The 12,697-nt window shown below is 72.0% G+C and carries 14 protein-coding genes; 5 read left to right on the top strand and 9 right to left on the bottom strand.

Features of this window, described 5'->3' with window-relative positions:
- Window positions 1–2 precede the first annotated feature (2 nt).
- The 5 genes from hisH to hisD are packed head-to-tail and all read right to left on the bottom strand — an operon-like array spanning window position 3 to window position 3,823.
- Window positions 3–653 carry an imidazole glycerol phosphate synthase subunit HisH gene (gene hisH / locus SGFS_RS41835; protein ID WP_286257553.1) on the bottom strand — a complete coding sequence of 217 codons (651 nt, stop codon included), beginning with the start codon at window positions 651–653 and terminating at the stop codon, window positions 3–5.
- Complete coding sequence (locus SGFS_RS41830; RefSeq protein WP_286257552.1) at window positions 644–808, bottom strand: hypothetical protein; 165 nt, start codon at window positions 806–808, stop codon at window positions 644–646. The genes hisH and SGFS_RS41830 overlap by 10 nt, the downstream gene beginning before the upstream one ends.
- The gene (hisB, locus tag SGFS_RS41825) at window positions 805–1,398 is read right to left on the bottom strand and encodes an imidazoleglycerol-phosphate dehydratase HisB (RefSeq protein WP_037693319.1); all 594 of its coding nucleotides are present in this window, start codon (window positions 1,396–1,398) and stop codon (window positions 805–807) included. The genes SGFS_RS41830 and hisB overlap by 4 nt, the downstream gene beginning before the upstream one ends.
- A complete protein-coding gene (locus SGFS_RS41820) occupies window positions 1,395–2,504 on the bottom strand; it encodes a histidinol-phosphate transaminase (RefSeq protein ID WP_286257549.1) in 1,110 nt (369 codons plus the stop codon). Before SGFS_RS41820 ends, hisB begins: the two co-directional genes overlap by 4 nt.
- Entirely contained in the window at window positions 2,501–3,823 is a 1,323-nt protein-coding gene (gene hisD, locus SGFS_RS41815; protein ID WP_286257548.1) for a histidinol dehydrogenase, read from the bottom strand. Before hisD ends, SGFS_RS41820 begins: the two co-directional genes overlap by 4 nt.
- A 194-nt stretch (window positions 3,824–4,017) precedes the next feature.
- Here hisD and SGFS_RS41810 point away from each other — a divergent pair, with 194 nt between their 5' ends.
- The 4 genes from SGFS_RS41810 to ybaK all read left to right on the top strand — a co-directional run bounded on the left by SGFS_RS41810 (window position 4,018) and on the right by ybaK (window position 8,107).
- Window positions 4,018–5,601 carry an oxidoreductase gene (locus SGFS_RS41810; RefSeq protein WP_286257547.1) on the top strand — a complete coding sequence of 528 codons (1,584 nt, stop codon included), beginning with the start codon at window positions 4,018–4,020 and terminating at the stop codon, window positions 5,599–5,601.
- A 186-nt stretch (window positions 5,602–5,787) separates the two neighbouring features.
- The gene (locus SGFS_RS41805; RefSeq protein ID WP_286257546.1) at window positions 5,788–6,831 is read left to right on the top strand and encodes a tetratricopeptide repeat protein; all 1,044 of its coding nucleotides are present in this window, start codon (window positions 5,788–5,790) and stop codon (window positions 6,829–6,831) included.
- Between the two features lie 11 nt (window positions 6,832–6,842).
- Window positions 6,843–7,583, top strand: a complete 741-nt coding sequence (locus tag SGFS_RS41800; protein ID WP_286257545.1) for an LON peptidase substrate-binding domain-containing protein — start codon at window positions 6,843–6,845, stop codon at window positions 7,581–7,583.
- Window positions 7,584–7,600: 17 nt separating this feature from the next.
- The gene (gene ybaK / locus SGFS_RS41795) at window positions 7,601–8,107 is read left to right on the top strand and encodes a Cys-tRNA(Pro) deacylase (protein ID WP_286257544.1); all 507 of its coding nucleotides are present in this window, start codon (window positions 7,601–7,603) and stop codon (window positions 8,105–8,107) included.
- Between the two features lie 110 nt (window positions 8,108–8,217).
- On the opposite strand, the gene SGFS_RS41790 is transcribed toward ybaK, so the two are convergent.
- From SGFS_RS41790 to SGFS_RS41775, 4 genes are all read right to left on the bottom strand, one after another.
- The gene (locus SGFS_RS41790; RefSeq protein WP_286257543.1) at window positions 8,218–8,889 is read right to left on the bottom strand and encodes a DUF2567 domain-containing protein; all 672 of its coding nucleotides are present in this window, start codon (window positions 8,887–8,889) and stop codon (window positions 8,218–8,220) included.
- Window positions 8,890–8,923: 34 nt separating this feature from the next.
- Window positions 8,924–9,781, bottom strand: a complete 858-nt coding sequence (locus SGFS_RS41785; protein WP_286257542.1) for an ABC transporter permease — start codon at window positions 9,779–9,781, stop codon at window positions 8,924–8,926.
- Window positions 9,782–9,851: 70 nt separating this feature from the next.
- Entirely contained in the window at window positions 9,852–10,832 is a 981-nt protein-coding gene (locus SGFS_RS41780; protein ID WP_286260320.1) for an ABC transporter ATP-binding protein, read from the bottom strand.
- Between the two features lie 178 nt (window positions 10,833–11,010).
- A complete protein-coding gene (locus SGFS_RS41775) occupies window positions 11,011–12,228 on the bottom strand; it encodes an NYN domain-containing protein (RefSeq protein ID WP_286257541.1) in 1,218 nt (405 codons plus the stop codon).
- Between the two features lie 242 nt (window positions 12,229–12,470).
- Here SGFS_RS41775 and SGFS_RS41770 point away from each other — a divergent pair, with 242 nt between their 5' ends.
- Window positions 12,471–12,635 (top strand): hypothetical protein, encoded by a 165-nt coding sequence (locus tag SGFS_RS41770; RefSeq protein ID WP_286257540.1) that lies wholly within the window; start codon window positions 12,471–12,473, stop codon window positions 12,633–12,635.
- Window positions 12,636–12,697: the final 62 nt, after the last annotated feature.

Here is a 12,697-nt window from a genome sequence, read left to right as displayed (position 1 = left end):
GTCTACAGGGTTCCGATCCAGTTGGTCAGCAGCTGCGCTCCGGCGTCGCCGGACTTCTCGGGGTGGAACTGCGTGGCCCACAGGGCGCCGTTCTCCACGGCGGCCACGAAGGGCTTGCCGTGGGTCGACCAGGTGACCTTGGGGGCGGTCAGTGTGGGGTTGTGCGTCTCCAGGTTCCAGTCGTGGACGGCGTAGGAGTGCACGAAGTAGAAGCGGGCGTCGGCGTCGAGGCCGGCGAACAGTTCGGTGCCGTCCGGGGCCTCGACCGTGTTCCAGCCCATGTGGGGCACGATCTCGGCCTGGAGCGGCTCGACCGTGCCGGGCCACTCGTCGAGGCCCTCGGTCTCCACACCGTGCTCGATGCCCCGCCCGAAGAGGATCTGCATGCCGACGCAGATGCCCATCACCGGACGGCCGCCGGACAGACGCCGGTCGATGATCCAGTCGCCGCGCGCCTCGCGCAGGCCCTGCATACACGCCGCGAAGGCGCCGACACCCGGCACCAGCAGCCCGTCGGCGTTCATCGCCTTGTCGAAGTCACGCGTGATCTCGACCTCGGCACCCGTGCGGGCGAGGGCGCGCTCGGCGGACCTCACGTTCCCGAAGCCGTAGTCGAAGACGACAACCTTCTTGGACGCCGTGCTCAATTCCACACCTCCAGCCTCAGGACGCCCGAGACGAGACACATCGCGGCGGCGATCGACAGCAGCGTGATGAGGCTCTTCGGCATCTGCTGCTTGACGAAGGAGATGATGCCGCCGACCAGGAAGAGGCCGACGACGATCAGGACGGTGGACAGCCCGTTCACAGCGCGCCCTTCGTGGAGGGCAGGATGCCGGCCGCGCGCGGGTCGCGCTCGGACGCGTACCGCAGCGCCCGCGCGAGCGCCTTGAACTGGCACTCCACGATGTGGTGCGCGTTGCGCCCGTACGGCACGTGCACGTGCAGCGCGATCTGGGCCTGGGCGACGAAGGACTCCAGGATGTGCCGGGTCATCGTCGTGTCGTACTCGCCGATCATCGGCGCCATCTTCTCGGGCTCGGTGTGCACGAGGTACGGGCGGCCGGACAGGTCGACGGTGACCTGGGCGAGGGACTCGTCCAGCGGGACCGTGCAGTTGCCGAAGCGGTAGATGCCCACCTTGTCGCCGAGGGCCTGCTTGAAGGCGGCGCCCAGCGCGAGGGCGGTGTCCTCGATGGTGTGGTGGGAGTCGATGTGCAGGTCGCCGTCGGTCTTCACGGTCAGGTCGAACAGACCGTGCCGGCCGAGCTGGTCGAGCATGTGGTCGTAGAAGCCGACCCCGGTGGAGATCTCGGTCCTGCCGGTGCCGTCGAGGTTGATCTCGACGAGGACCGACGTCTCCTTGGTCGTCCGTTCCACGCGTCCGACACGACTCATGCGCTCTGCTCCTTCTTCAGTTCACGTACCGCGTCGAGGAACGCGTCGTTCTCGGCGGGAGTTCCGGCGGTGACCCGCAGCCATCCCGGTACGCCGTTGTCCCGGACCAGGACGCCCCGGTCGAGGATCTTCCGCCATACCTCGTGCGCGTCCTCGAACCTGCCGAACTGCACGAAGTTGGCGTCGGACTCGGTGACCTCGTAGCCGATCGCGCGCAGCTCGGCGACCAGCCGGTCCCGCTCCGCCTTCAGCTGTTCGACATAGCCGAGCAGGGTGTCGGTGTGCTCCAGGGCGGCCAGCGCGGTCGCCTGGGTGACGGCGGAGAGGTGGTACGGCAGCCGGACGAGCTGGACCGCGTCCACGACCGCCGGGTGCGCGGCGAGATAGCCGAGGCGCAGACCGGCCGCGCCGAAGGCCTTGGACATCGTCCGGGAGACGACGAGCTGGCGTCGGCCTTCGAGCAGCGGCAGCAGCGAGTCGCCGTGGCTGAACTCGATGTACGCCTCGTCCACGACGACCATCGACGGCTTGGCCGCCTGGGCCGCCTCGTACAGCGCGAGGACGGTCTCCCGCGAGACCGCGTTGCCCGTGGGGTTGTTGGGGGTGGTGATGAAGACGACGTCCGGCCGGTGCTCGGCGATGGCCTTCTCGGCGGCGGCGAGGTCGATCGTGAAGTCGTCGTTGCGCGGACCGGAGATCCAGCCGGTGCCCGTGCCGCGCGAGATCAGGCCGTGCATCGAGTACGAGGGCTCGAAGCCGATGGCCGTGCGGCCGGGTCCGCCGAAGGTCTGCAGGATCTGCTGGAGGACCTCGTTGGAGCCGTTGGCCGCCCACACGTTGGCCAGGCCGACCTCGTACCCGGAGGTGTTCGTCAGGTATTCGGCGAGCCGCGTCCGCAGCTCCACCGCGTCCCGGTCCGGGTAGCGGTTGAGGTGCCGGGCCGCCTCACGGACCCGCTCGGCGATGCGCTCGACCAGCGGCTCGGGCAGGGGGTAGGGGTTCTCGTTGGTGTTCAGCCGTACGGGGACGTCGAGCTGGGGTGCGCCGTAGGGGCTCTTGCCGCGCAGTTCGTCCCGAACGGGGAGATCGTCGATTCCGAAGCTCACTTACCAGGCACCTTCCAACCGAACCTTGCCTTGATCGCCGCGCCGTGCGCGGGCAGGTCCTCCGCCTCCGCCAGCGTCACCACGTGGTGCGCGACCTCGGCCAGCGCGTCCTTCGTGTAGTCGACGATGTGGATGCCCCGCAGGAAGGACTGGACGGACAGACCGGAGGAGTGGCAGGCGCAACCGCCGGTCGGGAGCACATGGTTGGACCCGGCCGCGTAGTCGCCCAGCGAGACCGGAGCCCAGGGGCCGATGAAGATCGCGCCCGCGTTGACGACCCGCTCGGCCACTTCCTGAGGACGGGACGTCTGGATCTCCAGGTGCTCGGCGCCGTACGCGTTGACGACCCTCAGACCCTCGTCGACGCCGTCGACCAGCACGATCGCGGACTGTCGGCCGGCCAGCGACGGGCGGATCCGGTCCTCGACGTGCTTGCTGGCCTCGACCTGCGGCTCGAGCTCCTTCTCGACCGCGTCCGCGAGCGCGACCGAGTCCGTGACGAGCACGGCGGCCGCGAGCGGGTCGTGCTCGGCCTGGCTGATCAGGTCGGCGGCCACGTGCACCGGGTCGGCGGTGTCGTCCGCGAGGACCGCGATCTCGGTCGGGCCCGCCTCGGAGTCGATGCCGATGACACCGGTGAAGTACCGCTTGGCGGCGGCCACCCAGATGTTGCCCGGGCCGGTGACCATGTTGGCCGGCGGGCAGGACTCGGTGCCGTAGGCGAACATCGCGACGGCGGTGGCGCCACCGGCCGCGTACACCTCGTCGACGCCGAGCAGCGCGCAGGCCGCGAGGATCGTGGGGTGCGGGAGGCCGTCGAACTCGGCCTGCGCCGGCGAGGCGAGGGCGATGGATTCGACGCCGGCTTCCTGCGCCGGGACCACGTTCATGATCACGGACGAGGGGTACACCGACCGGCCGCCGGGCGCGTACAGGCCCACCCGCTCGACGGGGACCCACTTCTCGGTGACCGTGCCGCCGGGTACGACCTGGGTGGTGTGCGTGGTGCGGCGCTGCTCGCGGTGGACGATGCGGGCGCGGCGGATCGACTCCTCCAGGGCCGCGCGGACGGCCGGGTCGAGTTCCTCCAGGGCGCGCGTGAGCGCCTCTGCGGGCACCCGCACCCGGTCGAGCCGGACCCCGTCGAACTTCTCCGCGAAGTCGATCAGCGCCGCGTCGCCCCGATGATGCACGGCCTCGCAGATCGGACGCACCTTCTCCAGGGCGGCCGAGACGTCGAAGTCGGCTCGGGGCAGCAGGTCGCGCAGGGCGGGTCCCTCAGGAAGGGCGTCGCCGCGCAGATCGATTCGGGAGATCACGGGCCCAATTCTCTCAGACCCTCGTCGGCCGTCATCCGCGCGTTCCACTGGGTGATACGAATCGGCCCGGGAACCCGGAAGATCACCTTCACGTCTAGCGTTCGAGACGTCACCCAGCGGGCATCACCAGCATGAACAGTTGCGCGATACACGTGAGTGTCTCCGAGTGGCAGAGGACGAGGAAGGAACCAGCCGTGACCGAGGGTGCCGCCGTCCGGGACGACGGGGACCTGCCGGACGACCTGACCGCCGCCGAAGCCGGTATGTGGCAGGCGTTCCGCAACGGCAGCGTGTACGACCTGCGCGACGGGGACGTCACCGTGGACGATCCGCACGGCGGCCACCCCTGGGGCCCCGATCGGACCGTACGGGCCCGGATCGTGGCCTGGCTGCTGCTGGCCGGACCGCCCGCGCTGTCCGGCCGGGTGTCGTCGCTGAAGCTGGTCGGCGTGCAGATCCAGGGCACGCTCGACCTGGCGGGCGGCACGGTCGAGCCGTATGTCGAGATGAAGGGCTGCCGGTTCGAGAAGGAGATCCTGCTGCCGGAGTCGCGGTTCACCACCCTGCGGATGGTGGACTGCTCGGTGCCCCGCCTGGAGGCGGCCCGGCTGCACACGGAGGGCGATCTGCATCTGCCGCGCTGCCGGTTCCACAACGGGGTACGACTCGCGGACGCGCACATCGGCACCGACTTACTCCTCAACCAGGCCGTGGTCTACCGCGACCGGCACGGCCGCTCCCTCTCCGCCGACGGGCTGACCGTCGCCCAGGACGTGCAGGCCGAGATGATGGAGTCGCACGGCGAGCTGAGCCTGCGCGGCGCGACCGTCGGCGCCTCGCTCAGCCTGCGCGGGAGCCAACTCGCCAACCCCTACGGCCGCCTGGCCCTGAACGCACCCCAGCTGACCGTCGAACGCACGCTCTATCTGACCCCCGCCGGGGTCGGCAATCCGCTCTACACCAGCGGAAGCACGCCCGCGCGCGGCACCCGGGTGCAGCGGTTCGTGTGCGAGGGCGGGATACGGCTGGACGACGGACGGTTCGGCGACGCGGTCGACCTGGAGCGGGCCCGCTTCACCCTCACGGACGAACAGGAGCTGTCGCTGCGCCGGGTCCAGGTGCCCGAGCTGCGCTTCCTCGGCGAGAAACCGGAGCGCGGCAAGGTCGTCCTGTCCGGTGCCCGGGTCGGCACCCTGATCGACGAGGCGAGCAGCTGGCCGGCCACGGGCAACCTCCACATGGGCGGTTTCCAGTACGAGACCCTCGTACCGCGCGGCCGGTTCCCGCTGGCCACGCGGCTGGAGTGGGTGGCGGCGGCGACCGCCGAGTACAACCCGGAGCCGTACGAGCGGCTCGCCACCGTGCTGCGCGCCAGCGGCGAGGACGAGGGCGCCCGCGAGGTGCTCCTCGCCAAGCAGCGCCACCGGCGCGAGAATCTGCCGCTCGCGGGCAAGATCTGGGGGTACGCGCAGGACTGGACGGTGGCGTACGGGTACCGGCCGGGCCGGGCCGCCGTGTGGATGGCGGTGCTGTGGGCGCTGACCTCGTACGCTTTCTCGCACGCCGACCATCCGCCGATCAAGCCGGGCGAGCACCCGAACTGGGACCCCGCCCTCTTCGCCCTGGATCTGCTCCTGCCGGTCGTCGACTTCGGGCAGGCCGGATCCTGGCAGCTGCAGGGCGGCTGGCAGTGGCTGGCCGCGATGGTGATCGTGATGGGTTGGATCCTCGCGACGACGGTGGCGGCGGGGGCGACACGCCTGCTGAGCAGGAACTGACGTTCGCCTGGGCGCGGGCTTCGGGCCACAGCGGACCAACAGCGGCCGATCAGTGTTCGGCCAGCTCCCTGGCAGCCTTCGAACAGGGCGTTTTTACCCGACCTTGACCTCAAACCGTACAACCAAAACACGTTGGGTCTATCCTCTGGCGCCGCTCCGACCTGCGGGTTTTCAATGGGCGGCACCATGGATCTGCTGCGCGCGCTCATCCGTACCGTCCGGATGGCACGGCACACCCCGCGGCTCGCCGCCGGTCTGCCCGCCGACGACGAGGTACTGCTCGACGCCCCCGACGAGCGGCTCGGTCCCGCACTGGTGGCGGCGGGCCGCGGCGAGTACGCTCCCGCGGCCAAACTGCTGGCCACCACCCGGGAGTCCGCCGAGTGGGAGAACCGTGACCGGTACGCGATGCGGCTCGCCGCGTTCGCCCGCTGCCGCGACGAGTGGCTGCGGGCCTGGCAGGACGCCACGCCGCACGACCCGGACGCCCTGCTGATCAGGGCCCAGCTGGCGGTGGCCCGCGGCTGGGAGTCGCCGGCCCGGGTCGAGTTGCTGCGCGAGGTGGGCCCGCTCATCGCCGCGGCCGCCGAGGGCGAGCAGCGCGACCCGGTGCCCTGGCGGATCGCCCTCGACCACGCCCGCGGCACGGGCTCCGGGCACACCCAGTTCGAACAGCTGTGGGAGGAGGCCGTCCGCCGCTCCCCGCACCACTACGGCTGCCATGTCTCGGCCCTGAAGTACCTCTCGGCCGCCTGGTACGGCTCGCACCGCGAGTGCTTCGACTTCGCCGAGCGGGCCGCCGAGGACGCGCTGCCCGGCTCCCTCGTACGGGCGCTGCCGGTGCGGGCGGCCTTCGCCTACCTCACCGAGGGCGGTGGCGCCGTGGTGGCCCGCGGGCGGCTGGACGAGGCGGCGGACCGGGCCATGGCGCTCTCGGCCGAGTACGCGCCGGCCGACCCCTGGCCCGCCGAGGTCCGCAATCTCCTCACCTACGTCCTGGTCCGCCTCGGACGCTGGACGGACGCGCTGGACCAGCTGCGCCTGATCGGCCCGTACGCCACCTCGTTCCCCTGGGACCGGGTCTCGGACGATCCGCTGGGCCAGTTCCTCCAGTTGCGCGACGGCGTACGCCTGGAGGTGGCCTCCTCGACCCCGCTGCGGACGCGTACGTCGCCTACGGAGAGTCCACATACGAGTACGGGCGAACGCGACTGCCCCGACGACCATTAGGCTCTGCCCTCGTGACCACCGTCCGGCTCCCGCTCTTCCCCCTGAACTCGGTGCTGTACCCGGGTCTCGTGCTGCCCCTGAACATCTTCGAGGAGCGCTATCGCGCACTGATGCGCGAGTTGCTGAAGACCCCCGAGGACGAACCGCGCCGCTTCGCCGTCGTCGCCATCCGCGACGGCCACGAGGTCGCGCCGAGCGCGCCCGGAATGCCGGATCCGACGTCCCGGCCCGAGCGCGGCCCGGCGGCCGGTTTCGGCGACGATCCCGTGAAGGCGTTCCACTCCGTGGGCTGCATCGCGGACGCGGCGACCATCCGGGAGCGCGACAACGGCACGTTCGAGGTCCTGGCGACGGGTACGACGCGGGTACGGCTGGTCTCGGTGGACGCGTCCGGCGCGTTCCTCGTGGCCGAGCTGGAGGAGTTGCCGGAGGACCCGGGGGACGAGGCGGGCGCGCTCGCCGAGGGCGTGCTGCGGGCCTTCCGTCAGTACCAGAAGCGCCTGGCGGGCGCCCGGGAGCGGTCGCTGGCGACGGGCGCGGATCTGCCGGACGAGCCGGCGGTGGTGTCGTACCTGGTGGCCGCGGCGATGATGCTCGACACCCCGGCCAAGCAGCGGCTCCTGCAGGCCCCGGACATCGCGTCCCGGCTGCGGGACGAGCTGAAGCTCCTGCGCGCCGAGACGGCGATCATCCGTAATCTGCCGTCGTTGCCCGCGTCGGAGCTGACGCGCGGGCCGACGAGTCTCAACTGAGGTACGTGAGAAGGCTGATGGCGAAGAAGTCGAAGAAGCAGCAGGCGGGATCGGGCGGCACGCCGGCGACCGTGGCACTGACCGCGGCGGGCGTGGAGTTCACGGTCCACGCCTACGAGCACGACCCCTCCCACCCGTCGTACGGGGAGGAGGCGGCGGAGGCGATGGGAGTGTCGCCCGACCGCGTCTTCAAGACCCTGGTGGCGGACGTGGACGGCGCGCTGGTCGTGGCCGTGGTCCCCGTGGCCGGCTCCCTGGACCTCAAGTCCCTGGCGACGGCGGTGGGCGGCAAGCGGGCGGCGATGGCCGACCCGACGCTCGCGGAGCGCACGACGGGGTACGTCCGGGGCGGTATCTCCCCGCTGGGCCAGCGCAAGAAGCTCCGCACGGTCCTGGATGCGTCGGCCGAGTCCCACGAGACGATCTGCGTCTCGGCGGGCCGCCGCGGCCTGGAGGTCGAACTGACCCCGAAGGCGCTCGCGACGCTGACGGACGCGGTGGTGGCGCCGGTGGGCCGAACCTGACGCGGGGTTGGTCGGGCGGGTGCCGGTTCACCCCTCAAGGGGCGCGGGGAACCGCGTGACGAGCCCCCACCGGCCCGCAGCCGACCACCCGCCCGGTCCGCCCCGCCCACTCACGCCACCGGCGGAGCCCCCGGCGGCGGACCGTACGGCCCCGAGTACTGCTCCTCGTACGGATCCGGATCCCGCGGCCCGAACAGCGCCGTCAATCCCAGGTGCATCAGCAGCGCGCCCAGCGGCCACGCCAGCAACGCCCCCTTCGCCCCGAGCTTCACCGGCGCCGAAAAGGTCTTCCCCACCCCGACCTCGGTGGCGCGCGCGACCACGTCCTGTTCGGGGCCCAGCCACACCCCCAGCCGCCACGCCAGCAGCCCGCCCAGCACTCCCCCCACCGCGAGCGCCACCACCAGCGGCACACCCCCGCGCCGGCGCACAAGGAACACGACGAGCGCGAAGAGCGCCCCGATCCCCAGCCCGAGCAGCGTGAACGTCCCGTCCGACCCGACGGCCTGCTCCCCCTCGGTGTCCTTCAGCAACACCGCGTCCCCGTTGGACACCAACGGCACATGTGGCGTCAGCCACCACCACAGCACTCCGAGCAGCAGCCCGCCGACCACGGCCGTCACGACCGTCACGACGACGGCCTCCAGCACCTCGGTCCGCATCCCGGGCCCGTCGTCCTTGTGCGGCCCGGCCTCGACGACGCCACCGTCGGGCGGCGCGCCCCAGGGGTCGTTCGGGGGCTGCTGGTGCGGCGGCGGAGGCGGAGTCAACGGTGCGGTCACTCTGCCATCGTGCCAGGCGCGGCTGTGCGCCGCGTCACCGGACGGCCGCGCGACGGTAGGCCCAGGTGGCGACCGCGAGCGAGACGACCCCGACCCCCGCGCACACGGCGAGGTCACCGAGCACGAACGCCCAGTCGGGGTGCTGCCCGAAGGTCCGTGCGAAGGCCTCCACACCGTACGTGGAGGGCAGCAGATCCCGGGCGAACCGGATGAACCCCGGCATCCGGTCGGCCGGCAGGACACCCAGCAGCAGCGCGGCGGACATCCCCAGCTGCCCGAGCACGGTCGCCAGTTCGGGACGGGGCGCGAGCAGTCCCAGCGCGGCGCCCAGCCCGGCGAGCGCGGCCCCGGCGAGCGGGATCACCGCGGCGAGCACCCAGAGGTGGGCGAGCGGCAGCCCGAAGAGCACACAGCCGAAGACGGCCGTCACCACGGTCCCGGGAACGGTGAAGGAGGCGTACGCCCCCGCCGCGCCCAGCACCACCGCCGCCGGCGGCACCGGCAGGGTCGCGTAGTGGTCGAGTCCCCCGCTCGCCCGCAGCTGCCCGAAGTACTGCGCGAGCAGGTTCAGCGCGACGAAGGCGACGACGAGCACCGAGGAACCGGCGACCACGGCGTGCGCCTCGTCCCCGCCGTCCACCACCCCACGCATCAGGACCATGATCCCGATCGACTGGAAGGTGGCGACGAACAGCAGCGGGATCCGTGCGACCCGGGCCCGCGAGAGCTGCGCCCGGTACACCGCGGCGAGCGACGGCCACAGCCGCGCACGGGGGCCCAGCTCGGCGGCGGCCTCGGCGCGCTCCTCCATGGCCAGGGCGCTGCCCGGCAGAACCTCGGCGGGTACGACACTCACGTCGAGCTGCTCCTCTTCGCTCCGGCTGTCGCCCATTCTCGTACGGCGGCGGCAGCCCTGCCGTTCACACCCGCGGCGGCTGTTCTCCGGCTCACGCCCGCGTCCCTCACCCCTTGACCAGCCCCTGCGCGCTGCCCGTGCTGCCGCCGAGCGCGAGATAGACGTCCTCCAGGCTCGGTGTGGCGAGCGTGAAGTCGTCCAGCGCGACGAAGGCGGCGCCGCCGGTGACGGTGGCGACGACCGCGCGCGCCTCCTCAGGCGCGAGCCGGAGCGTCCAGCGGCGCCCCGCCTCGACGGCCCGGGGCCGCAGCGCGGCGACCTCGGGCACGTCCAGCGGGGGACCGTCACGCCACACCAGCTCGACGCGGACCTCGCCCGCGACCTTCTCCTTCAGCCCGGCCGGGCTGTCGCAGGCGATGACCCGGCCCTGGTCGAGGACGGCGACCCGGTCGAGGACGGTCTCGGCCTCGATGACGTTGTGGGTGACCAGCAGGACGGTGGTGCCGCGCTCGGCGCGCCGCCGGTCGACCGCGGCCCATACGGACCGGCGCGCCACCGGGTCCATGCCGCTGGTCGGCTCGTCCAGCACGAGCAGCGGTCGCTCACCGATGAGCGCGGTGGCGAAACAGGCGAGCCGCCGCTGCCCGCCGGACAGCTTCTTCAGCGGCCGGGAGGCGAGCGCGGTCAGCCCGAGTTCGTCGAGGACGGCGTCCCGCTCGGCCCGCGCCCGCCGTACGTCGAGCCCGCGCAGCCGCCCGGTGGTCTCGGTCGCCAGCGCCACGGTCAGTTCGTCGAGGGCGGTCGACTCCTGCCCCAGATAGGCGAGGATCCGCGCGGCCCGCTCGGGGTGGCGGACGATGTCGTGGCCCAGGATCTCGACAGTGCCGTGATCGGGCCGCATGAGCCCTGTGAGCTGCCGTACGAGCGTGGTCTTGCCGGCCCCGTTCGGCCCGAGCAGCCCGAAGATCTCGCCGCGCCGCACATCGAGCCCGACGCCGTCGTTGGCCCGCACCTCGGGAGTTCCCGGCGCGCCGCGCCGCCCCCGCGAGGCCGGATACGTCTTGGTGAGCCCCCGCACAGCACACACGACATCCCCACGATGCCGGATCACCTGTGCCGTACGCGTACTCACGAGGGACGAGCCTACGGGGTCGCGGGTACCGAATTACGCCCGGGGCGCCCCGTAAGGGGTGCGGGGAACGGCGCGACCAGCCACAACGGACCCGCAGACGCCGGCAAACACCCGGCCCCGAGTTGTTGGGCGCTCATTCCCCGGCGGGAGCGTGCTCCGCGGCGGTCCGCACATCGATCTCCCGCCAGAACCCGGCCCGGATCGCGTACCGGTCGTGCTCGTCGATCTGGTCGTCCTTGTGCGCGAGCAGCCCGAACCGCGCCGCGTACCGCAGCAGCTCGCCGTCGACCCGATGCGGAACCCGGGGATACATCCCGGACAGCCGCTGCAGATGCGCTTGATCGGTCAGCCGCGCGATCCACCGCCGGGCGAACACCTGCCCGACCTCATAGGGGTCGCCCCCGACCGTGGTGATGTCCTCCTCCCGGTCGGCCCACCGCTGCTCCGCCGTGGTCAGCTGTGCCAGCGTCGGCATGGCCGCGACCTCCGGCGCCTCGGCGGCGGCCCCGGGCCGGTCCACCCAGCCCTTGTCGGAGGACCAGCGGAGCGTGGCGGTCGCCGGATGCTGCGCCGCGTGCGTGCCGGGCCCGCGCAGGGCGGCGAGGTCCTTCGGCGTCGGTACGCCCTTGGTCGACGGCACCCGTTCCTCCGCGCCGCCGCGCGCCCCGGCGGACGCCGCCGCGTGCTCGGGCTCCGGCGTGGCCCGCTCGGCGTCCCCGATCGCCGGCTCCGGCAGCGGCGCCGACAGGATCGCCGCGATCTCCGGTCGCGGCACGGACTGCGGCGCGCAGATCCCGCCGAAGTCCTTCGCCCGTACGGCCTTGGTGATCCACGCCCGGTCCAGCACCCGCCGTTCGTCGGCCTCGGCGACCAGGTCCTCGGACTGGTTGTAGTCCCCGTCGGCGGCCTGCACCGCCCACAGGTGTACGGCGACGCCGTGCTCCTTGGCGGCCATCATGCCCGGCAGCAGATCACCGTCCCCGGTCACGAGGACCACGTCGGAGCAGGCGCGGTTGCGGGCCAGTTCGGTCAGCTCGGCGTGCATGGCTGCGTCCACGCCCTTCTGGGCCCAGCGTCCGTCGCTGCGGGTCAGCGCGCCGAGCCGGACGGTCACCCGGGGCATCACGCGCAGCCTGCGGTGCTCGGGCTGCGGGACGCGGTCGGGGGCGCCGTCGAACCAGTAGATGCGCAGCAACGGCCGTTCGGTGTCGGCCTCGGCGCGCTCGCGCAGCCCCTGGATGAGGGCGGCGTGATCGACGGTGATGCGGGAGCGGGACGGTTCCCCGGCGAGGAGGCTGGCGGCCGCGCCGAGCAGATACCCGGCGTCCACCAGGACGATGCAGCGGTCCACGCGATCCACCCTCTTTCCGGGAGGTTTGCTTCGGGCTTCCTTCGAGTCTGCCCGACCGCGCGGAGCTTAACGGCCGGAACTCGATCTTCGGCGTGGCGTATTCACCGTGCGCCCCCTCAATCGCGTCACACGCTCCGACAACTCTCGTCACGGACGGTGATTTTCCGAAATGCGCACCTTGTCGCGCTATGTGAGTCTGATCGCGGCCCTGGCCCCTAGTTCCCCCACAGGAGGCAACCACCATGGCCAAGAACAAGAAGCAGGACCGTAAGCAGCCGCAGTCCGAGCGTGGTCAGCAGCAGGCACAGCAGTCCTCCCTCGAGTCGCAGACCGAGCACCGTGGCGCCCAGGTGACGCCGGGCGACATGGCCCGCAAGGGCCGGCAGAAGCGCTTCGGCCACAACTGACGGCTGGGTCACGGGTTGTTGAAGCCCGGGCACACGGTGAGGGGCGCGTCCGTTTCCGAACG

This window comes from Streptomyces graminofaciens, assembly GCF_030294945.1.
Classification (GTDB): Bacteria; Actinomycetota; Actinomycetes; order Streptomycetales; family Streptomycetaceae; genus Streptomyces; species Streptomyces graminofaciens.
The sequence above is the reverse complement of the archived record's forward strand: the minus strand, read 5'-3'. Positions and strand labels throughout refer to the sequence as shown.